Raw genomic sequence first — 18,844 nt, 5'->3', positions numbered from 1 at the left:
GACCATGCAGATCGAAAAACGTCGAGGACGATTGCGAAAAGCGGGGATCGCCGCTACGGGCGCAGCCACGCCTCCCAGGCATCGGCCTCGCGTCGGGCCTGCGCGTACCCGCGTTCATAGGAAGCCTGCAATTTCGAATAGTCGGTCTCCTTGTTGGAAACGCCCATCGATTCGGGATAGAACACCATCGCAGAGCCCTCGCGTTCGAGCCGTTCGATCTCGTCGAGGATCTCGTTATAGTGGCGCCAACGCTCGATCGACCGCTCGGCCACCAGCGGATGCTTGCGGAACAGCATGCGGAACAACCGCTGCACTGTCGGGCTCATGGGCTTCTTGCGGTATTCGCGCTCCTGCGAGCGGATGATGAAGAGACGCTCGAAGCCGTCACGCCGCGCCGCATCGAGCAGGATTCCCCAGCTATCCCCCATGCCGCCATCCATATACGTCCGTCCCCCGATAGTCGTAGGCGGCATGAAGATGGGCATGGTCGAACTTGCGCGCACGCGCAGCATCATATCGCGCATGGTCGGCATGTCGGCCTTTGTCCATTCAACGGTCTCACCCGTATCCCAATCGAACCCCTCGATGTGGACATCGGCGGGGTTCGCCTGAAACGCGTCCCAATCGAACGCAAACGCATCGTCCATGCCGGCATGCTCTTCGGCGATTCCCTCGTATAGGTACGGCCCGTTGAAATACCCCTTGCCGCAAAGCATGCTTTTCACGCCGCCGAACCGAGGATCGTTCACAAGATCGACGAACGAGGCCTTGGTTCTGGCAATGTCGCACGATACGTAGTTGACGGCATGGCTCGAACCGGCCGAAATTCCGTACACCTTTCCGAAGCGCATCTCGCGCTCGAGCAGCGTCACCACGGCTCCCGCCGTATAGCTCGCCCGCATGCCTCCGCCTTCGATGACAAGCGCGACATCGGGTATGTTAACCGTAAGAGATTCCATGAAAGCGATTATACCCGCGCCGAGCATGCCCGCCATCAGAAATATCACCGATCAGTCGAAAACGGCATCGCCTCTCGCTTCTTTACGGCCACGACGCCCAGCTGCGATGACTCCCCGGTCAAGGGGCTTCCCATCAGATCACCGCCGACGTAATCGACGACAAGCCCCGCCGAATGCAGCTCCTGCGCGATGCGCTGTTCGGTAAACACTGTCAGATGATTGTGGTAGACCGCTATCTCATCGTCCACGACAACGCTGGTTTCGCAATACGAGTTCGTTTCGGGAAACAACCATGTCTTGCCGATGACCACATGCGGATGCGTGCGGAAGAACCCCGTTTCGAACGATTCCCACGAACCGCCTGAATCGAGCTCGGAAAGCCTCTGCTCCGACGCCACGTCGAAGGCGAACATTCCACCGGGCCGAAGGGCTGCGGCAATGTTGCATAAAACCGCTTGCCTCTCATCGGGCGACAAGACTCCGAGATCCTCCCATACGAGAATCGCCGCATCGAAGCAGCTCTCGCCGAACGGCTCGCAATAGCTCTGGTTACGGTATTCGATAAGCTGCCCCGCCTGTTTCGCCTGCGCGGTCGCATAGGCTATCGAGCTCTCGGAAATGTCGATCCCCGTCACCGCAACGCCTTGCCGGGCGAACCGCTCGGCATACAAGCCAGGGCCGCAACCAAGGTCGACAAGGGATCTCCCCTCGTCCAGACACAGCCTGTCTCGCAGAAACGAAACCGTCTTATCTATCCGATCGGGCGCATAGCTCGCCGAATCCGTGCTCCCATCCAGATGAGCCTGCAGCATTTGGGGAGATATTCGGGCATCGGTCCATATGCTCGCTCCGCGCTCGAAGGGTTTGGGCTTTTGCAGTGCGGCGTAGAGATCCATAGCATATCGCTTTCTCGTTTGAACAACGGCTCCATTATATACGGGAGGCCGCAACCGCAGCCATCGCGCTTGCGCCCGCTTCGCCCGCACGGTCGTTGACGGATCGTCAAAAGTGTCTATTGACGATCCGTCAACCAAAAGCGTATCCTGCGCTCATCAGGCGATGCCGAGCACATCGATCGGAGGTGTACCGATGAGCGGCGAAAGCGAGCAGCATGCAACGCGGCGCGCAGATATAGTGGAAGCAGCGCGACAGCTCTATGAAGAGCAGGGGCTCTCCCGCACGTCGGTGCAAGATATCACGAACCGCGTCGGCGTCACGAGAACGCTCTTCTACCACTACTTCCCCGGCAAAGACGCCGTTACTTCGGCTGTGCTCGACGATTACATCGGCGATTACCTCGAAGCGCTCCACCACTGGAACGCGCAAAGGCAACAGGGGAACATCGAACACGCGCTCGAAAGCGTAGTCAAACTTTTGCGCCTGGGCGTATTCGAACACGACTCGTTCAGAAGAGCGCTCGCATCACGGGAGAATTCGGCACTCTACCTCGAATTTCTCAACCGCGTTGCCGACCGCATGGCCTCCTACATCGTTGAAACGACCGTGCGCGACTACGAGGCGCTGCACGAGATCAAGATCGATCACGTTTACGAAACCTTCTACGTGCTGATCGTCGGCGTCGTAGGGTTCGTGCGAAGGCATCCCGAAGTCGACGACGAGGTTTTGAAGGACATCATCGCCCAAACGCTGCACATGGACAGGGGATGCGGGCCCGCCGACGGCCCCAAAGGTCCCAAGGATCCTGAAGGCGAATCGAAAAGACCCGACACGCAAGGAGCGTAAAGGCATACCGACAACCGAAGAAGCCGGATGAGCCAAGCCGCCCGGCAAAACGAAAGGAGCGCCCGCAAGGATGCTTGGCCCCGCACGTCTCACACCAAGGAAAAGAAAGGGATGACCAATGCTATTCCAAGTCTATGGCGAAAACGCCATCTACCAATGGATCGGATGGGCCGTCGTGTTCATCAGCCTGATCCTCATCAACGAACTCGCACGCCGCACGAGGGCGGGCGGCGTCTTCTGCTTCATCGTGCTGCCGGCGGGGCTCACGATCTACTTCATAGCAATCACGGTCGGTGCCGCATCCGGCGCCGAATGGGCGCTCGACAACCCAACCCATCTGTACATGAACAGCTGGTTTCACTACGCGAAGCTCTATGCGGCAACCATCGGCTGCATCGGCTTCATGGCGCTCAAATACAGATGGGGCGCGATCGGCAAGTCGCATTGGTTCAAATGCTTCCCGTTCGTCATCGTTGCCATCAACATCCTCATCGCCGTGGTGAGCGATTTCGAATCGGCCGTGCGCGCATTCGGAACCACCTGGGTTTCAAGCGAGGGAGTCACGTTGTACGGCGGCTGGCACAACGTGTTCAACGGCATTGCGGGGCTTATCAACATCTTCGTCATGACCGGCTGGTTCGGCATCTACGTTTCCAAGAAGAAGCAGGACATGCTCTGGCCCGACATGACGTGGGTGTTCATCATCTCCTATGACATCTGGAACTTCTGCTACACCTACAACTGCCTGCCAACCCATTCGTTCTATTGCGGCCTTGCGCTTTTGCTTGCGCCCACCGTCGCCGCATTCCTCTGGAACAAGGGCGGCTGGATCCAAAACCGCGCCTTCACGCTTGCCATCTGGTGCATGTTCGCCCAATGCTTCTCGATGTTCCTCGATTCGAGCGTCTTCGCCGTGCAGTCGGTGAACGACCCGAATGTGAACCTCGCCATCTCGATAGTATCGCTGCTCGCCAACGTGGCCGCCATCGGCTACGTAATCTACCGCTCGAAGAAACTCAAGCGCAATCCCTACACCAACGAGATATTCGTGGGGACGAAAGATTACGAAAAGGCCATGGCGCGCGCCGAGGATGCACCGAAGGTCGCCTAAGCCTGTCAATCGAAATCCCGCAGGATCGCAGGATAGGCCGGGCAGCGCGGCGGAAAAACGCTGCAGACGGGGGCCGCGGATCGCGTTCGCGGCCCCCAGGGAGATCAGCGAGCCCCGCCTACACGACCAGCAGCAAACCGAGGGCCACGATGATCGCCCCGCTCATGAAGTTCACCGCATCGTTGGTGACCCATGCGTAGCCCGATACGAGGACGCAACCGCCCCGTCCACCCGCAGACGGCGCCTCCACCAGATCGGGCTTTTCGGATACACGGTATTTTGCCTGCAGAAGGGAGCCGAGCACGCTGTCGACAAGCGAGCCCAAAACGCCGCAGGCGATGATGAAGAAAAACGCATCGGGCCCCGTCGGCACGGAATAGCCGAACGCGTGGAACAGAAGCATGGCAAGAAAGGCCGATGTAGTCGATCCGATGGCAGTTGCAACCAAACCGAGAGGGCTCACGCCGCCGGAAAGGCCACGCTGCATGCGCTTGCCGGTCAGGATGTTGATCGGCGGGTTCGCGCTGAAAACTCCGATTTCCGACGCCCATGTATCGGCGGTGCTTGCGGCGAGGGCCGCAGCCGAAACGATCAGGAACCTCGAATCGCCGGTAATCGCGTATACGACGGCGCAGGCCAGAAACGGCACGCTGTTCGCCAACACCTGCCTGAGCCTCCTCGTTTCATGCTTTTTCCTGCGTTCGGCATTCGACCGCTTCGCCATGATCCTCGACGCGATGTTCGAGCTGCCGAAAAACCACATGAGCAAAAGCCACAGGGGCCATCCGCCGATAGAGAAGGCAAGCGCTCCCACGATCGCCGCACCGAGCCCTCCCGCAACGGTCAGCAGGCCGAACCGAATCGAAAGCACCGCTACGGCACCGCTTAGGAGCAGGCCGACGAGGCCAGGCGTGTATGCAGCCGCCGGAAGGAACAGCACAGCGTACAGCGCCGAAACCCCTAAAGGAACCGTCAGGTTATCGAGTCCGTCCGACGAGATCGCCTCGAGCACGGCGGCCGCAGCCGCAAGCAGCGCCGCAACGAGGATGGCGAACGGCCGGCCCGCAAGCAAAAGCACCGCCGCGCACGAGAAAAAGCTCACCGCAAACATCACCGCACTTCCCACAAGGGTCTTGCCCGAAGAAAACGGAACCTTCCGCGAGCCGTACCGTTTCCCGATCACGGCTGCGAACCCGTCGCCGAACGCCATGCTGAACACCCCGAGCGCGCCCACGTAGGGGTTGCCGATCCAAAACGAAAACAGCGCGAGCGCCGTCAGAGACACCGCGTAATACACCGTACCCGGCGTGTCGCCCTCCTCGCGCGACATGAACCGAAGCACCTGCTTGCGGTACGCATATCCGTTGACAACGATGAAAACCGCCGGCAGCGCGGCAGCCCACAACGGCGAATCGAAATACAGTGCCGCAATCACCCACCAGCCCCCGAGTGCGATGTGGACGAATTTTCGCGTGGCCTCGGATGAAGCGCCTTTGCGCGAAAGAATGCCCGATACGGCGAGAACAAGGCCGACGTAGACGAGCGAGAGCCCCATGCCTATGTAGTTCTGCACGTCGATCACCTTCCCTCGACAAGAGCGGGCTGCGCGGCCTTGCGCAGCAACGCCTCTGCTTCGGCCACCAACTGACGGGCCCTTTTCGGAGAAACGACGCTGCGCGCCGTCAGGCACCGGTAGCCGCTCTCGCGAACCTGATCCATGATGCCCCGATACAAAAACAACGACGATATTGTGGCCATTCGACTATCCTCATCGAGCAGCGCGACATCGCGCTGCATGGGAAGATAGAGTTCTTCGGAGCGTTCGGCAAGCAACTCCCACGCACACACGAAACTCTGATTGAGAACGCGCTTGTCAAGCTCGGCTTGCGAATACCCCGCTTCGCGCATCGCATCGGCCGGCAGGTACACGCGCCCGCTATCGAGATCCTCTCCGACATCGCGCAAGATATTGGTTATCTGCATGGCCACGCCCAAGTCGATCGCGCTTTGCTTCAGCCCGTCCGAAACTGCAGAGCGCGAATGGAGAATCGGCAGCAGCATCAGCCCGACCGAGCCCGCAACGTAGTACCCGTACTCTTCAAGGTCGCCGATCGTCTGAGGCTGCCTGAAAGAAAGATCGCGGCGCTGGCCCTCGATCATGTCGAAAAACGGCTGTTCGTCAAGGTCGAAAGATTCGAAGACGACGTCCATCGCCCGCCACATCGGCTCGTCGCGCGTCAACCCCGAAAGAAAGCGCTCGAGATCGCGTTCGAGCGCATCGAGAGACGCTTCGCTCGCTTCGACGTCCACGCAGTCGTCGGCAGCGCGGCAAAACGCGTAAAGGGCGAACACGCTTTCTCGCTTGCATTTCGGCAAGAGGGAAAACGCGCGGTAGAAGCTCTTCGAGTTTCGCCTGATAACATCCTCGCACCATGCGAAATCGCCGGCGCGTTCGGTGAATCGTCTATACGGCACGGTCATCTTTCATCAGCTCCTCGCAAGCCAGCTTCGCGCTCATCAGCACGATCGGCACTCCCGCACCCGGATGGGTGCTGCTTCCACAGAAATACAGGTTCTCGCAATCGGTTGCCTTGTTGTGCGGACGCCAGTAGTTGCTTTGCAGCAGCGTCGGCCGCAGCCCGAACGTCGCGCCTTGGCAAGCATTGAACCGCTCGGCAAAATCGACTGGCGTATAGATCTTCTCGAACGCGATATGATCGCGAATGTCGCTGTACGCGGTTTCGCGCTCCACGAGATCGAGCACCTTTTTGCGATAGAGCACCGTATCGGCTTTTGTCCATGCGGGCGATCGATCCGAGAGGGGAGGAACGGGAACGAGCACGTAAAGCGTCTGGCACCCTTCCGGAGCAAGCGAGGGATCGAGAGACGAGGGGGCGTACAGGTAAAACGAGGGGTCGTCGGGAAACCGCGCGTCATCGAAGATATCGGCGATGTTCTTCTGAAAATCGGAGGCGAACCTGATCGAATGCAGAGCCCGCGTCGGATATCGCTTGTCAAGGCCGAGGTACATGATGAAGCACGAACACGAGTAGTCCATCGCCTCTATCTTCTCAGGCGTGTACTTGCCGCGCGCCGAAGCGTCAGCGACGAGCTCCTTCATGGCGTAGGGGAAATCGGCGTCGCACACCACGTAGTCGGATTCATGCAATTCTCCGTTCGCGACAACGCCGACGGCTCGCCCGTTCTCGATCGCTATGCGCTCGACCGGCGACGAGGTGCGAACGATTCCGCCCATCTCGGCAAGCAGCCTGCCCATTGCGTTTGCCATCGAATACATGCCTCCCTTGATGTACCACACACCGTAAAGAAGCTCGATCATGGGGATGATCATGTAAAGCGACGGCCCTTCGTAGGGCGATATGCCTATGTAGAGCGTTTGGAATGCGAGCGCCTTGCGCAAGCGGTCGTCTTTCACGTATTTCGACACCGAGGAATAGGCGTCGCCGAGCGTATGGAGCCGAACTCCCGCCACCAGGCTCCGGGGATTGTAGAAATCGGTCGGCTTGCGAAAAGGCCGCTGAAGAAAGTTGTCCCTCGCGATGCGGTAGCGCTTGTACAGCTTGGCGAGGTATTCGAAGTAGCCCTCCGCATCCTCTTCGCTCACAGCCTCGAGGCTCGCCGTCAAATCGGACAGGTTGTTCGAAAGCGGCAACCTCTCTTCGGGAGAAAAGCTTATCTCAAGCAGCGGTTCGACTCTTTCCATCGGAATGTAATCGTCGGGATCGCGTCCGCAAAGCTCGAACACCTCGCGGTACAAAGAGGGCATCATCACGATGGTCGGACCCACATCGAACGCGAAACCCGATCCCTTGATGCTATTCATCTTCCCGCCGACAAGCGGCTCTTTTTCAAAAAGCTCCACCTCATATCCGGCTTGCTGCAGCCTGATGGCGGCTGCCAAACCGCCCACCCCGGCACCGATGACGCTGACCCGTTTCATACGACTCCTTAACCGAACTTTATATATGCAGTAAGGTCATTGTATTGTCCCTTCTTTTCACTTGGGTCTTTGATCTGCGGTTTTATAGCAAGTTGTTCCATCGCCGTAACACAGGTGTCATCCAGGTTGCCCAATCGTTGCTCCCGCGAATGCAAAACGAATCCATTCGATGCGCAATCGACGGGGAGGCAGAGCGGATGGCTTCCTGAAAAGCGCCTCGCAAGAACAAGCGCATGCTGGTCGTGCAGGATCGAACGAATGCGCCGCCCGAAACCGGACGGCGCATCAAGCAAACCGGATCGCAGCGCCTAGGCGCGCGCTTTCGATTGCTCGCTTGGGGACGCTATCTCGAATCCCTCGGCATCGAGTTCGGGGGCGCCTTCGGCAATCCTTCGCTCGACGAGTTTGCGGGCCGCGGGAATCGATGCGAGCAGCGTGACCCCCATAAGCGCCGACGCGACGATGACCATGATCCATACGGGCACAAACGACAGGAACGCGTCGAACATGATGCCCGAAACCACCGCGCCGACCGCCGCGCCGAACATTTCGAACGCGGTCACGATGCCGGTGACCGTACCGAGGTCTTTCTTCCCATATTCCTTGACCACCATGATGGGCGGCGCAACCGTTCCCATGCAAGTTGCGAACCCGAAGAACAGACAGGCGATAATCGGACCCCAATCGGTTGCGGGAAAGCACAGGGCGATGCCCGCGAGCACCGAAGCGACGGTACCGAGGATGGTGCCCACCCTCATGCCCCATCTATCGTAAATGGCTCCCAGGGCGATTTTCGCAAAGATGACGACGGCAAGGTAAAACGACCACACGCCGCCCGCCCAGATCGTCGAGTGCCCGCCGGTAACCACCTCGACGCCGTCAAGCGTCACCGATGTCATGTTGGATATCGAGTTGGTGATGATGGCGCCGTTCACGATGCCCATCATCACGAAGCCCACGATGAGCATCCAAAAGCCCGCGTTCTTGCGCAGGTGCCTCCACCCGATAGACACCGAAACGGGTTTATCGGGGGAGCGATCGGCTTTCTCCTTCTCGACGACGCCCGCACCGTAGGGCTCAAGCCCCTTATCGATCGGTCGGCTGCGAAACATTATCACCGCGATCGGAAGAGCAAACACAAGGCAGATGACCGCAAGCAGCAGAAACGCCGAGCGCCAACCCGACCCGACGATCATCGCACTCGTCACTGGAGAAAGGATGACGCCGCCGAGCCCCGAACCCGAAAGGGCGATCGAAACGGCGAGGCCGCGCTTGAGCGTGAACCAGTTCGATATGAGAACCGAGACGAGCAGGCGCGTGCCCGCAACAACCACCATGCCGGCGATGATGCAGAGCGCGTAGAGCTGCCACAGCTGCGTGATGAACGAGAAAGCCACGAGCACCACCGAACTCGTGAGCACCGTAACGGCGCCAAGCGCTCGCGCGCTGCACTTATCGGTCAGCCTGCCGATCACAAGAGAAGCGAACACCGCCACGACCGTGCAGATGGACACGCCCGTGTTGAACTGCCCCACCGTGATGCCAAGATCTTCGACCATATGGGATTGGAACAGAGGAATGCAGTTGACGAAAACAGTGTAGCAGGTTGCCATGATGAGCAGGCCGCCCGCAACGATCCACCAGCCGTAGAAGAATTTTCCGCCTTGCGAAAGGCCCTTGCGGGAATCCCCGCTCGCCCGCCCCGCATTCGGCTTCGTGGTTTCGGTCATGGAGCCTCACTTTCCCAAACGGTCGAGGTTGCGGATAAGCTCGATATAGAATCCGATGCCGCGCTTGTACGCATCGACATCGAGGTTCTCGTCCTGCCCGTGAATGCGGGCGCGCTGATCGCCTTTGAACAGAAAGCCGGCGAAGCGGTACGTGCGCGGGCAGATGCGATGCCAATGCCGCGCATCGCTCGACGAAGATTGAACGTAGGGTGCGATGCCGGCATCCGGATAGATGCTATGCGTCACGGCGCGCAAATAATCGAACGCCGCGTCATCGAACGGCGATATCGGCGAGGGATCGATGGCGAACCTCAGGTCGTACTCGGTCTGATCGTCGAAACGCTCCTTTATGCGGCCAAATGCAATATCGATCGTCTCGGACGGATCGATGCGCACGTTTACCGTGCCCTTCGCCTGCTTGGGTATGATGTTCGCCGCAGGAGACCCCTCGAGTTCGGTAATGGCGTAGGTGGTGCGCACCATGGCGGCCGTCTCGTGATCGCCCTTCATGATCTTGAGCACGAGCGGACGGAAGAGCCAAAGGTTGCCGAACACGAGCCTGAGGCCGAAGCCGCCGTAGGAAGCGAGCTCCTTGAGCATGGCCTCGATGGGCGTCGAGAGCTTAGCGGGCGCCGGGTTCTTCTGCAACGCGTCAAGCCCCGACACGAGTTTTGCCGTCGCGTCGTCAAGCGACGGAGTCGAAGCGTGTCCGCCTTGCGAATCGACCGTGAGAAATGCGCTGAACAGCCCTTTCTCGGTTACGCCGATGGCCGCGAACGGGCGGGTTACTCCAAGCGGCGGATTATCGATAACCGCACCGCCTTCATCGAGCACCATATACGGTTCGATGCCGCGATCGCGGAAGAGCTGCACCATTGCGGGCGCGGTGTTGCCGTTGTCCTCCTCGCAGTTCGACGAGCACAGGTATATGTCGCGCGGCGGAACGTAGCCCTCGGAAAGCAGGCGCTCGGCCGCCTCGAAGAGCGCGGCCAAAATGCACTTGGTATCCACCGACCCGCGCGCCCATATCTTGCCGTTCTCGATATCGGCCGCAAACGGATCGTGCGTCCATTCCTCGGGATTGGCCGACACCACATCGTGGTGGGCCATGAGAACGATCGGACCGAGCGCGGAGTTCACACCCGGCCACCTGAGCATGATGCCATACGTTTCAACGAGCTCGAGTTCGAGGCTCTCGAATACGCGGGGATACAACTCGCGCATGCGCGGCACGAAGCGATCGAACGGCTCATGATCGGCGTCGGGATCCTCGGCCGCCCACACGGTGGGCATGCGCAGCATCTCGCGGAAGCGCTCGACGGCGGCATCGTCGCCCGATTCGGAACTTTGCGGCAGAGGGTCGCTCACCGGCGTCGGCTTCAGGCGCAAGGCATTCACCACCAGCACAACGACGAAAACGATGACGATCGCGAGGATCGCGAAGATCACTGCCATGTTTCCTCCTTTTCACCGACAGCGCAGCGTCGGCGGCACGGTCTGCGCGTCCTGCCCGACGCAGTGCATGCGGCGCGCGAGGCGCGGTACACAGATTCTTGCGTACTGTCGTCCAGTATAAGCCACCTGCGAGAAGTTGGCGGCGGGATTGCCCGAACGCTTCGCAGCAGCTCCGCCCGCAGCAGACCGCGCCTCACGGCAGCGCCCTTCGGCACCATGCGCCGCGAACGACGGTGCTCGCGACCGGTCGCTTAAGCGCGCCATCTTCGTGCAACCGCAAAGAGGGTCACGCGGATGCGGCTTACTCTCGCAAGGCCGCGAGTTTCTCTCGAAGGAAGGCGCAGTGCTGCTCCTCCTCGCTCGTCCAAAGGCCGAACAAGATCTCTTGCAGTGCAATACCGGCTGTCACGCCCTCTCGACCTACCGGATACAGGCATTCGCCCGTACGGGAATAGAAGCGCACCTCGTCGAAGAGTCCTGATCGCTCCAATGATTGATCAATGCAGATCATATGATGATGCTTATCGTAGCAAAAAGGCCACTATCACGCAGGAGCCTCTATCAAGGGGCTGCAAGAACGCCATTTGCGCTGCGACGTTATCGGCTGCACCGCAGGGCCAACACGTCTTTGGGGCACGCATCCGCGCACGCCGCGCATTGGATGCATTCGGCATCGAGGATGTCGCCCGACGCAAGCAGCTCTTGCATATCGAGGCTCATCGGGCATGCCTTCGTGCATCTGCCGCATGCGATGCACGCTTCGGGTTCGGCGACGATGCGCAGTTGAGGCAAACGCGCCGCGCGGCCAAGCTTGCCACCGATCACCATGAACGGTGCCATCCAGCAGACGCAGTGGCACATAGCGCGCCGACCCAAAAACAAATTCGGGACGAAAAACAGCGCCACGATGCCGAAATAGATGGGAAGCCCGAGCGGGTTGTTCAATGATACGCCGCCTGGGATACCGGCCAACGGATCGATCAGGGTGAATCCGCCCGCCACCCAGGCGCAGACGATGATGGAGGCGAGCCACGGCACCCAAATGACGTACTTGATGCGCGTGCGCCATCCTAGCTTCGCGGGCTTTCCCACTACCGTGGACTCGAGTTCCTGCAAACCACCCGCCGCACACAGCCACCCGCAAAACGTGCGACGGCATACGAGCGACAGCAGGAACTGCGCGGTGAACACGAGCGCGCTCGCCACGACCACGCCCGTTAGCGCACCTTCGATGATAAGCACCGGCGAAAAATAGAAGATCGTTATCGGGAACAGAAGAAACGACACCAACAACAGCAAGCGCCGAACGCGCTGACGGACCGCACCCGAGCCGTGTTTACGAGGGCGACCGCCGATGAAACGCGAAGCTCCGTTTTCCGCAGATGCCGCCCTACGCCGCCCGGCCCCATCGGCCGCACCTTCGCCTGCCGTCATCAGCTTCGCTCCCCTTCCCTGATCTGCGCCACGAACGCCTGAAACGAACGATCCATGCGTTCGTGCAGATCGGCATCTGTGAATTGTGCGCCGCAAGCGATCATAGCGGCCATGCCGTGCGTGTAAACGATCATGCTGAGATAGAGTTCGTGAGCCGCTTCGGCCGAAAGGTGCCCCAGGTCTTGGATGCAGTCTTCCACCCCATCGAGAGCAACGCTTTGGAACAGCTCCTCGAAGCCTTCGGGGTGCATATGGGGCGAAAGATACAGGAAGCGAAAGAGGTTAGTCTCGGTTTTCGCGAGGCGCAGATGCGAGAAACCGTTCGCCTCGAACAGATTCGCCCCGTCGTGCATGTGCTCCAGATTGTAGGCGGCTACCCATGCGCGCGCATGGTCGTACAGCTCCTCAGCAAGAGCGGCCATATCGCCGAACAAGCTGTAGATCGGCTGCACCGAACACTCGGCACGCTCGGCGATCGCCCGCGCGCTCAGGGCTTCTTCCCCCTGTTCGCGCACGATGCTTAGCGCGGCGTCGAGCACCCTGACCTTTGTCACCCTTTGCTCGGGCATTACAGCCTCCTATATATTACATATGTTATATTACAAGTGTAATATATATCTGCGCGAACCGCGCGTCAATACCGTAAATTACGTGACGATCATCGTGATCCGACGCGCTGTCGCAACACGGTCCCGCCGATTCGCTATAATCCCCTCATACGAAAAGACGACCCAGAGGAGGACATGAATGGATCCCAACAAGCGCCCCGATGATATGGAGCGAATCGCATCGCCCGAACAGGCAAAAGCGTTCATCGACGAACAGGTCGAAGCGATTCAGGCCCAAGTGGGCGATCAGAAGGTGCTGTTGGCCCTTTCCGGCGGCGTGGATTCGAGCGTGGTCGCAGCGCTCCTCATCAAGGCTATTGGCAAGCAGCTCATCTGCGTGCACGTAAATCACGGTCTCATGCGCAAAGGCGAAAGCGAGCAGGTTGTCGACGTGTTCCAAAACCAGCTCGATGCGAACCTCGTGTATGTCGACGCGGTGGATCGCTTCCTTTCGCTGCTTGACGGCGTCGCCGAGCCCGAGGCGAAGCGCAAGATCATCGGCGCCGAATTCATCCGCGTGTTCGAGGAAGAGGCCCGCAAAGTAGGCGACGAGGTGAGCTTCCTCGCCCAGGGCACGATCTATCCCGACATTCTCGAATCCGACGGCGTGAAGGCCCATCACAACGTGGGCGGCTTGCCCGACGATCTGCAATTCGAGCTTTGCGAACCTGTGAAGCTCCTGTACAAAGACGAGGTTCGCGTGATAGGTCGCGAGCTGGGACTGCCCGAGAGCATGGTCGAGCGCCAGCCTTTCCCCGGCCCGGGCCTGGGTGTGCGCTGCCTCGGCGCCATCACGCGCGATCGGCTCGAAGCGCTCCGCGAAGCCGATGCCGTTCTGCGCGAAGAGTTCGCCGCAGCCGGCCTAGAGGGCAAAGTGTGGCAGTACTTCGTGACGGTCCCCGATTTCCGCGCGACAGGCGTCCGCGACGGCGTGCGCGCGTTCGAGTGGCCCGCCATTATCCGCGCGGTCAACACCGTCGACGCCATGACCGCCGAGGTTCCCGAACTCGATTGGGCGCTGCTCAAGAAGATCACCGACCGCATCCTGGCCGAGGTTCCCGGCATCTGCCGTGTGTGCTACGATCTCACGCCCAAGCCTATCGGCACGATCGAGTGGGAATAGTAATAGAACGTTTGTTCGTATTTTTCATACGGTTTCTAGCGGTTCCGATGGCGACCGATGACGACATTTCAGAACGTCCGCACCTGCAAACCGCATGATTCCGAAATCAGATAGAAACTCACAAGGCTCCTCGAAAGAATCGAGGAGCCTTCTCGTTTCCGCAGATAGACGCATGGTCGGTTGTCACCCCATGGCAAACGGGCATGGGTCGAACGAGCCTGAAACGACTCGAACAGAACCGAAGAGAACCGACACGACCGAAAAACCTACAAGCCAACGAGAGGCAATGATGGCGGGAGGCTTGCAAGTGCCGTCGAAAATCGACGAAACTCAAACGAAACTCACCCGGAAAAACGAAACTCAAGAATGACGGTTGCCCCTGGTGGAGAGCCTGGAAGCGTCATTCTCGCAAACTCACGAAAACGGGTTGATTTCGCAACCACTCCTCCCGAGTAGTAACGCGAGGCTTGCGGGCCCCTGGCGCGCTCAGCCGTCGTTTTACTCGGAGGGATGACTCCTCGTCAAGTGGGAATAGAGCTTCTCGAAAGAATCGGCGGAGACGCAGTGCTCCAGGCGGCAGGCATCTCTGGATGCTTCGTCGGCGGCGACCCCGGCGTCGCGCAGCAGCCTCTCGAAGAAACGATGCCTCGCACTCGTCGCCTCAGCGATAGCCCTCCCCTCCGGCGTGAAGCCAACGTCATGGTCGACGACCTCGACAAGACCCGCCTCCGATAACTTCACGAGGGCCTTGGAGACGCTCGCCCTCGAGATGCCCAAGTGCCTCGCGATGTCGACGTTGCGGCATCGCCCATGCGAAGAGCGGATCTCCAGGATCGCCCTGAGGTAGTTCTCGGCGGATTCGCGCGACCGGGACGGCTTATTCCAAGGGCGGGTGCTTTCATTCTTTTCCATCTTAGACATGAAGGGGCTAGTCTTTTCGCGCGATTGCCACGCAGGAGGTGAGGCCGATCCGCCGCCAGCTCACGCTGCCGAACCACGTGCCGAGGATCTCCCGCATCTCGCCCTCGGAGTAGATGCGCACGTCCCCCTCGGCGGAGTGCGGCATCCACGCGTTCATGACGGCGCGCGCGGGCGCCGGCTGCCATACGTCGCCGACGACGAAGGTGCCGCCCGGGCGCAGCGCGCGCCACACCTGGAACGCCGCCAGCGCCGGATCGGGGTAATGGTGGAACGAGTCGTTGCAGTACGCCGCATCAAAAGAATTATCGCGGAAGGGCAGGCGCTCCGCGTCGCCCACGACCACCTCCGCCCTCCCGCCGAGACGCTCGGCCGCCCGCTCGGCCATGTTCGCCGAAAGGTCGACCCCCACGAGGGCGCAGCCCGGGATCTCGTCGAGGACGATTTCGGCGAGGGCCCCGGTCCCGCACCCCAGGTCCAGCACGCGGGGCGAGTCGATGCCGCCGCACGCCCGGGCGACCTCGCCCGCCACGATGCGGTAGAGCCCCCGCGCATGGTCCCCCTGCATTCCGGCGTCGTAGGTCTCAGCCTGGGCGTCGAACGCTGCCCTCGACCGCGCCTTCAACTCGTCTGCGTTCTTCTGTTCCATGTCGCTCCCTTCTATTGAGCATTGTTCAACATCTAACGTCAAGAAAAGCCCCAACTGGAATTGGGGCGGTTATCTAATCTGCCTTCTCGCCCGACCTGAACTCGGCGACCAGGGCGGNGGGGAGCGCGCCGTTCCCCCCCGCGGGGAAGAAGTGGGCGTGGTCGAACGCGCCGGGGTCGGCCCCCGCCTCGATCGCGCGGTCGAGCTTCTCGTCGAGCGAGAGGCCTCGGTCGTCGAGGATCGCGATGATGCCCTCGGCGCAACGCCGCGAGTACTCCTCGATGGCGGCGTCGAACATGTTCTGCTTCGAGTCGAAGTAGTGGTAGGCGAGACCCGGCGCAACGCCCGCCGCCCGCGCCACCGCCCTCACCGAGACGTTATCGTAGCCCTCCTCGGCGAAGAGGCGCATCGCCGTGACGAGCAGCTCCCGCCTGCGCTCATCCGGGTTCTTGACGATTCTGGGCATAGCTTCCACCTCCTCTAGCTCATGGTAAATCATTATTGAACATTGGTCAATAATGAGCTTGGCGCAATCACTTCAGATAGCCACTGGCGAACAGGCCCTTGGTCGAAGGATCTTCATTCAGCTGCATGCTGGCGGCATAAGCCTCGAGCGCCCCGCGGCATGCTGCTTAGCATCCGCCGAACTCCCTCTTCCAGGACTCGTATTCCTCGGGGGTTATCTCTCCGCGGTCGAGCGCATCCACCTGGGATTCCCAGGCCTTGATGGCGGCGGCGAGCTTAGGCGCCTTCTCCGCGCCGGGCGCGACGGCGAGCCTGCCTCCACCGACGGGCCTGAGCCCGAACTCCTCCTCGATCCTGAAGAGGAGCTCGAGGGCGTCCCTGGCGGATTCAGCCTGGACGGGCATGAGGGCCTCGGGGGCGACCCCGAGGGCTCCTGCAATCGCATCCAGGGCGGAGCCCTTCAGCGCCCTCCTGCCCGCCTCGTAGTTCCTGATGGCCGCGTCGGTGCAGCCGGCCCTCTCAGCGAGCTGCCGTTGCGTCATCCCCCGCGACTCGCGCAATGCCCGTATGCGGCTTCCCGTCGTCATCTCTCCTCCTCTGATCGTTTCCCCCATGATACTAGAGAACAAAAACGTTCTCAATTTGTCTTGACCGAACATTTTCGTTCTGCTAGTGTCACGAATTACAGAACGTTCCTGTTCTGTTCATCGAACGAAGGAGGAAGATATGGAGCAGAATTCTAAGCCGGTGATCATGGGCGTCGAGGAGGTCATGCACGCCCTCAGCATCAGCAGGCCCTACGCCTACCGCATTATCAGGATGCTGAACTCCGAGATGGAGCAGAGAGGCTACACCACCATCAAAGGGAAGGTGAGCCGAAAGTATTTCTACGAGCGCTTCCACTGCGCCGACGGCGTTCCCAGACAAGAGGCCCGCTGATGCCCGCCTACATGAACGGGAAGACTGGCGCCTGGTACGTCCAGTGCTATTACAGCGACATCGACGGCAACCGCAAGCACAAGGTGAAGCGAGGGTTCGCGACCAAAGGAGAGGCGCTGGCATGGGAGACGGAGTTCCTGGCCTGCGCCGACGGGTCCATGTCGATGCCCTTCGAGGCATTCGTGAAGAGGTACTCCGAAGACGTGAGACCAAGGCTCAAGCTCAACACCTGGCTCACCAAAGAGCACATCATCCGCACGAAGATAGTGCCATTCTTCGGACCCAAGAGGATGTGCGACATCTCCCCCAAAGACGTGGTGGACTGGCAGAACAAGATGGTGGGCTCGTACGACGACGAGGGAAAACCGTACAGCGGCACCTACCTGAGAACCATAAACAACCAGCTGAGCGCCATCTTCAACCACGCCGTCAAGTACTACGGCCTGGGAAAGAGTCCCGCCGCCCCGACCATCAAGATCGGCGAGCGGCAGGGGTCGGAGATGAAGTTCTGGACGAAGGAGCAGTACCTCGCGTTCAGCGAGGAGGTGATGGACAAGCCAGCCAGCTTCTACGCGTTCGAGATCCTGTACTGGTGCGGCTTGAGGGTCGGCGAGCTCCTCGCCCTCGAACCGAACGACATCGACCTTGGAAAGTGCCTCATCCACGTCACCAAGAGCTACCAGCGGATCCGGAGGAGGGACGTCATCACCTCGCCCAAGACGCCCAAATCGAAGAGAGATGTGGTCATGCCGGAGTTCCTTGCGGACGAGCTCGCCGATTTCCTCGGATCCATCCCGGAGGAGCGGCGCGCCTGCCGCATCTTCTGCTTCACCAAAAGCTACCTGCACCACGAGATGAAGCGCGGCTGCGCCGCATGCGGGCTCGAACCCATCCGGATCCACGACCTTCGCCACAGCCATGTCTCGCTCCTCATAGAGATGGGGTTCAGCGCGATCGCCATAGCGGACCGGCTGGGGCACGAGACCTACGAGATGACGCTTCGCTACGCCCACCTCTTCCCCAGCAAGCAGTCGGACATGGCAGCGGCGCTCGACCAGAGAAGGAGGCCCTGATGTCCAGGCCGACCGTCGACTACAAAGGGCGCCGGCGCAGCAAGACGATAGCGTTCCGGGTCTCGCCGGAGGAGGACGAGGTGATAAACGCCCTCGTGGCGGCGAGCGGCATGACCAAGCAGGACTACATAACCTCCAGGCTCGAGTGCCGCGACATAAACGTCAGCCCGAACGTGAGGGTCTACAGGATGCTGCGCGACCAGATGAGATCCGTCTACGTCGAGCTCAGGAGGCTCAGGAGCGCCGACGGCATCGACGAGCGCCTCATCGAGCTCATGCAGGTGCTGACGCGCGTGTTCATCGACCTCGGCGCCGACGAGCTCGGGGCGGTCGGGGACGACGTGGCGCAGCAGGACGCGGCGGTCCTCAGGATGGCGAGGGGCTAGCTCCGCCGGGCGGTCCGGCAAGGGCTTCCCCCGAGCAGTCGACCCTCAGACAGCCTCCTGGGGGCATTCGCGGCACGGCGGGCTCCGTTCGATCGGATCGCCTTGCCTCCTCCTTGGGCATCAAAGGTTCGCACAGCCGCCCGATGCGCCCCGCAAGGGTTGCGATGCTTTTCCGATTTCTTTTGCCGCCCGAGAGAAAAGGCGAAAGCGGCAAAACAAAGCGCCCTCCGGGCTTCGGAAAACCAACGGCCCGATGGGGCGAGGAACGCGCCTTCGCTTCCTCCCTTGCA

20 protein-coding genes are annotated in these 18,844 nt (G+C 60.5%); 6 read left to right on the top strand and 14 right to left on the bottom strand.

The features are described 5' to 3' along the window. Positions 1 to 53: 53 nt before the first annotated feature. A complete protein-coding gene (locus C1719_RS04485; RefSeq protein ID WP_219717798.1) occupies positions 54 to 995 on the bottom strand; it encodes a patatin-like phospholipase family protein in 942 nt (313 codons plus the stop codon). Positions 996 to 1,003: 8 nt separating this feature from the next. Next, on the bottom strand, positions 1,004 to 1,855 hold the full coding sequence (locus C1719_RS04480) for a class I SAM-dependent methyltransferase (protein WP_102374044.1): 852 nt from the start codon (positions 1,853 to 1,855) through the stop codon (positions 1,004 to 1,006). Between the two features lie 193 nt (positions 1,856 to 2,048). Between C1719_RS04480 and C1719_RS04475 the strand changes: the two genes are divergently transcribed. Further along, positions 2,049 to 2,702, top strand: a complete 654-nt coding sequence (locus tag C1719_RS04475) for a TetR/AcrR family transcriptional regulator (protein WP_102374043.1) — start codon at positions 2,049 to 2,051, stop codon at positions 2,700 to 2,702. A gap of 118 nt (positions 2,703 to 2,820) precedes the next feature. After that, positions 2,821 to 3,813, top strand: coding sequence for a DUF5692 family protein (locus C1719_RS04470; protein ID WP_102374042.1), 993 nt, complete (start codon positions 2,821 to 2,823; stop codon positions 3,811 to 3,813). A 118-nt stretch (positions 3,814 to 3,931) separates the two neighbouring features. Here C1719_RS04470 and C1719_RS04465 read toward each other — a convergent pair whose 3' ends face one another. The 8 genes from C1719_RS04465 to C1719_RS04430 form a co-directional block, all read right to left on the bottom strand. After that, positions 3,932 to 5,386, bottom strand: a complete 1,455-nt coding sequence (locus C1719_RS04465) for a DUF92 domain-containing protein (RefSeq protein WP_245874361.1) — start codon at positions 5,384 to 5,386, stop codon at positions 3,932 to 3,934. Positions 5,387 to 5,391: 5 nt separating this feature from the next. Then, positions 5,392 to 6,294: a phytoene/squalene synthase family protein gene (locus tag C1719_RS04460; RefSeq protein ID WP_102374041.1), complete on the bottom strand. Its 903-nt coding sequence runs from the start codon at positions 6,292 to 6,294 to the stop codon at positions 5,392 to 5,394. Beyond that, a complete protein-coding gene (locus tag C1719_RS04455; RefSeq protein WP_102374040.1) occupies positions 6,278 to 7,774 on the bottom strand; it encodes a phytoene desaturase family protein in 1,497 nt (498 codons plus the stop codon). Before C1719_RS04455 ends, C1719_RS04460 begins: the two co-directional genes overlap by 17 nt. A gap of 308 nt (positions 7,775 to 8,082) precedes the next feature. After that, positions 8,083 to 9,504, bottom strand: coding sequence for an MFS transporter (locus C1719_RS04450; protein ID WP_102374039.1), 1,422 nt, complete (start codon positions 9,502 to 9,504; stop codon positions 8,083 to 8,085). Positions 9,505 to 9,510: 6 nt separating this feature from the next. Next, positions 9,511 to 10,959: a M20/M25/M40 family metallo-hydrolase gene (locus C1719_RS04445; RefSeq protein WP_102374038.1), complete on the bottom strand. Its 1,449-nt coding sequence runs from the start codon at positions 10,957 to 10,959 to the stop codon at positions 9,511 to 9,513. A gap of 301 nt (positions 10,960 to 11,260) precedes the next feature. Beyond that, positions 11,261 to 11,470 carry a hypothetical protein gene (locus tag C1719_RS04440; protein ID WP_102374037.1) on the bottom strand — a complete coding sequence of 70 codons (210 nt, stop codon included), beginning with the start codon at positions 11,468 to 11,470 and terminating at the stop codon, positions 11,261 to 11,263. Positions 11,471 to 11,556: 86 nt separating this feature from the next. Beyond that, positions 11,557 to 12,393, bottom strand: coding sequence for a 4Fe-4S binding protein (locus C1719_RS04435; protein WP_102374036.1), 837 nt, complete (start codon positions 12,391 to 12,393; stop codon positions 11,557 to 11,559). Beyond that, complete coding sequence (locus C1719_RS04430) at positions 12,393 to 12,962, bottom strand: TetR/AcrR family transcriptional regulator (protein ID WP_102374035.1); 570 nt, start codon at positions 12,960 to 12,962, stop codon at positions 12,393 to 12,395. Before C1719_RS04430 ends, C1719_RS04435 begins: the two co-directional genes overlap by 1 nt. A 178-nt stretch (positions 12,963 to 13,140) precedes the next feature. On the opposite strand from C1719_RS04430, the gene guaA reads away from it, so the two are divergent. Next, entirely contained in the window at positions 13,141 to 14,124 is a 984-nt protein-coding gene (guaA, locus tag C1719_RS04425; protein WP_102374034.1) for a glutamine-hydrolyzing GMP synthase, read from the top strand. Positions 14,125 to 14,622: 498 nt separating this feature from the next. Here guaA and C1719_RS04420 read toward each other — a convergent pair whose 3' ends face one another. From C1719_RS04420 to C1719_RS04405, 4 genes are all read right to left on the bottom strand, one after another. Beyond that, on the bottom strand, positions 14,623 to 15,045 hold the full coding sequence (locus C1719_RS04420; RefSeq protein WP_013978942.1) for a metal-dependent transcriptional regulator: 423 nt from the start codon (positions 15,043 to 15,045) through the stop codon (positions 14,623 to 14,625). 7 nt (positions 15,046 to 15,052) lie between these two features. Next, a complete protein-coding gene (locus C1719_RS04415) occupies positions 15,053 to 15,691 on the bottom strand; it encodes a class I SAM-dependent methyltransferase (RefSeq protein ID WP_013978943.1) in 639 nt (212 codons plus the stop codon). Between the two features lie 73 nt (positions 15,692 to 15,764). After that, positions 15,765 to 16,157: a TetR/AcrR family transcriptional regulator gene (locus tag C1719_RS04410; RefSeq protein ID WP_245874358.1), complete on the bottom strand. Its 393-nt coding sequence runs from the start codon at positions 16,155 to 16,157 to the stop codon at positions 15,765 to 15,767. Positions 16,158 to 16,323: 166 nt separating this feature from the next. Continuing rightward, positions 16,324 to 16,743, bottom strand: coding sequence for a helix-turn-helix domain-containing protein (locus tag C1719_RS04405; protein ID WP_022362993.1), 420 nt, complete (start codon positions 16,741 to 16,743; stop codon positions 16,324 to 16,326). Between the two features lie 139 nt (positions 16,744 to 16,882). Here C1719_RS04405 and C1719_RS04400 point away from each other — a divergent pair, with 139 nt between their 5' ends. From C1719_RS04400 to C1719_RS04390, 3 genes are read left to right on the top strand one after another with little or no spacing between them, the layout of a single operon-like run. Beyond that, positions 16,883 to 17,095 (top strand): hypothetical protein, encoded by a 213-nt coding sequence (locus C1719_RS04400; RefSeq protein WP_013978946.1) that lies wholly within the window; start codon positions 16,883 to 16,885, stop codon positions 17,093 to 17,095. Further along, positions 17,095 to 18,168 carry a site-specific integrase gene (locus C1719_RS04395; RefSeq protein WP_013978947.1) on the top strand — a complete coding sequence of 358 codons (1,074 nt, stop codon included), beginning with the start codon at positions 17,095 to 17,097 and terminating at the stop codon, positions 18,166 to 18,168. The genes C1719_RS04400 and C1719_RS04395 overlap by 1 nt, the downstream gene beginning before the upstream one ends. After that, positions 18,168 to 18,554 (top strand): plasmid mobilization protein, encoded by a 387-nt coding sequence (locus tag C1719_RS04390; RefSeq protein WP_013978948.1) that lies wholly within the window; start codon positions 18,168 to 18,170, stop codon positions 18,552 to 18,554. Before C1719_RS04395 ends, C1719_RS04390 begins: the two co-directional genes overlap by 1 nt. Positions 18,555 to 18,844: the final 290 nt, after the last annotated feature.

Source organism: Raoultibacter massiliensis, assembly GCF_900199545.1.
GTDB classification, from domain to species: Bacteria; Actinomycetota; Coriobacteriia; order Coriobacteriales; family Eggerthellaceae; genus Raoultibacter; species Raoultibacter massiliensis.
This window is presented reverse-complemented; position numbering and strand designations above follow the sequence as displayed.

Excerpts from the sequence above, each read along its gene's own strand:
- C1719_RS04485 (WP_219717798.1), bottom strand. The coding sequence starts at position 995 with ATGGCGGGCATGCTCGGCGCGGGTATAATCGCTTTCATGGAATCTCTT.
- C1719_RS04480 (WP_102374044.1), bottom strand. The coding sequence starts at position 1,855 with ATGGATCTCTACGCCGCACTGCAAAAGCCCAAACCCTTCGAGCGCGGA.
- C1719_RS04475 (WP_102374043.1), top strand. The coding sequence starts at position 2,049 with ATGAGCGGCGAAAGCGAGCAGCATGCAACGCGGCGCGCAGATATAGTG.
- C1719_RS04470 (WP_102374042.1), top strand. The coding sequence starts at position 2,821 with ATGCTATTCCAAGTCTATGGCGAAAACGCCATCTACCAATGGATCGGA.
- C1719_RS04460 (WP_102374041.1), bottom strand. The coding sequence starts at position 6,294 with ATGACCGTGCCGTATAGACGATTCACCGAACGCGCCGGCGATTTCGCA.
- C1719_RS04455 (WP_102374040.1), bottom strand. The coding sequence starts at position 7,774 with ATGAAACGGGTCAGCGTCATCGGTGCCGGGGTGGGCGGTTTGGCAGCC.
- C1719_RS04450 (WP_102374039.1), bottom strand. The coding sequence starts at position 9,504 with ATGACCGAAACCACGAAGCCGAATGCGGGGCGGGCGAGCGGGGATTCC.
- C1719_RS04445 (WP_102374038.1), bottom strand. The coding sequence starts at position 10,959 with ATGGCAGTGATCTTCGCGATCCTCGCGATCGTCATCGTTTTCGTCGTT.
- C1719_RS04440 (WP_102374037.1), bottom strand. The coding sequence starts at position 11,470 with ATGATCTGCATTGATCAATCATTGGAGCGATCAGGACTCTTCGACGAG.
- C1719_RS04435 (WP_102374036.1), bottom strand. The coding sequence starts at position 12,393 with ATGACGGCAGGCGAAGGTGCGGCCGATGGGGCCGGGCGGCGTAGGGCG.
- C1719_RS04430 (WP_102374035.1), bottom strand. The coding sequence starts at position 12,962 with ATGCCCGAGCAAAGGGTGACAAAGGTCAGGGTGCTCGACGCCGCGCTA.
- guaA (WP_102374034.1), top strand. The coding sequence starts at position 13,141 with ATGGATCCCAACAAGCGCCCCGATGATATGGAGCGAATCGCATCGCCC.
- C1719_RS04420 (WP_013978942.1), bottom strand. The coding sequence starts at position 15,045 with ATGTCTAAGATGGAAAAGAATGAAAGCACCCGCCCTTGGAATAAGCCG.
- C1719_RS04415 (WP_013978943.1), bottom strand. The coding sequence starts at position 15,691 with ATGGAACAGAAGAACGCAGACGAGTTGAAGGCGCGGTCGAGGGCAGCG.
- C1719_RS04405 (WP_022362993.1), bottom strand. The coding sequence starts at position 16,743 with ATGACGACGGGAAGCCGCATACGGGCATTGCGCGAGTCGCGGGGGATG.
- C1719_RS04400 (WP_013978946.1), top strand. The coding sequence starts at position 16,883 with ATGGAGCAGAATTCTAAGCCGGTGATCATGGGCGTCGAGGAGGTCATG.
- C1719_RS04395 (WP_013978947.1), top strand. The coding sequence starts at position 17,095 with ATGCCCGCCTACATGAACGGGAAGACTGGCGCCTGGTACGTCCAGTGC.
- C1719_RS04390 (WP_013978948.1), top strand. The coding sequence starts at position 18,168 with ATGTCCAGGCCGACCGTCGACTACAAAGGGCGCCGGCGCAGCAAGACG.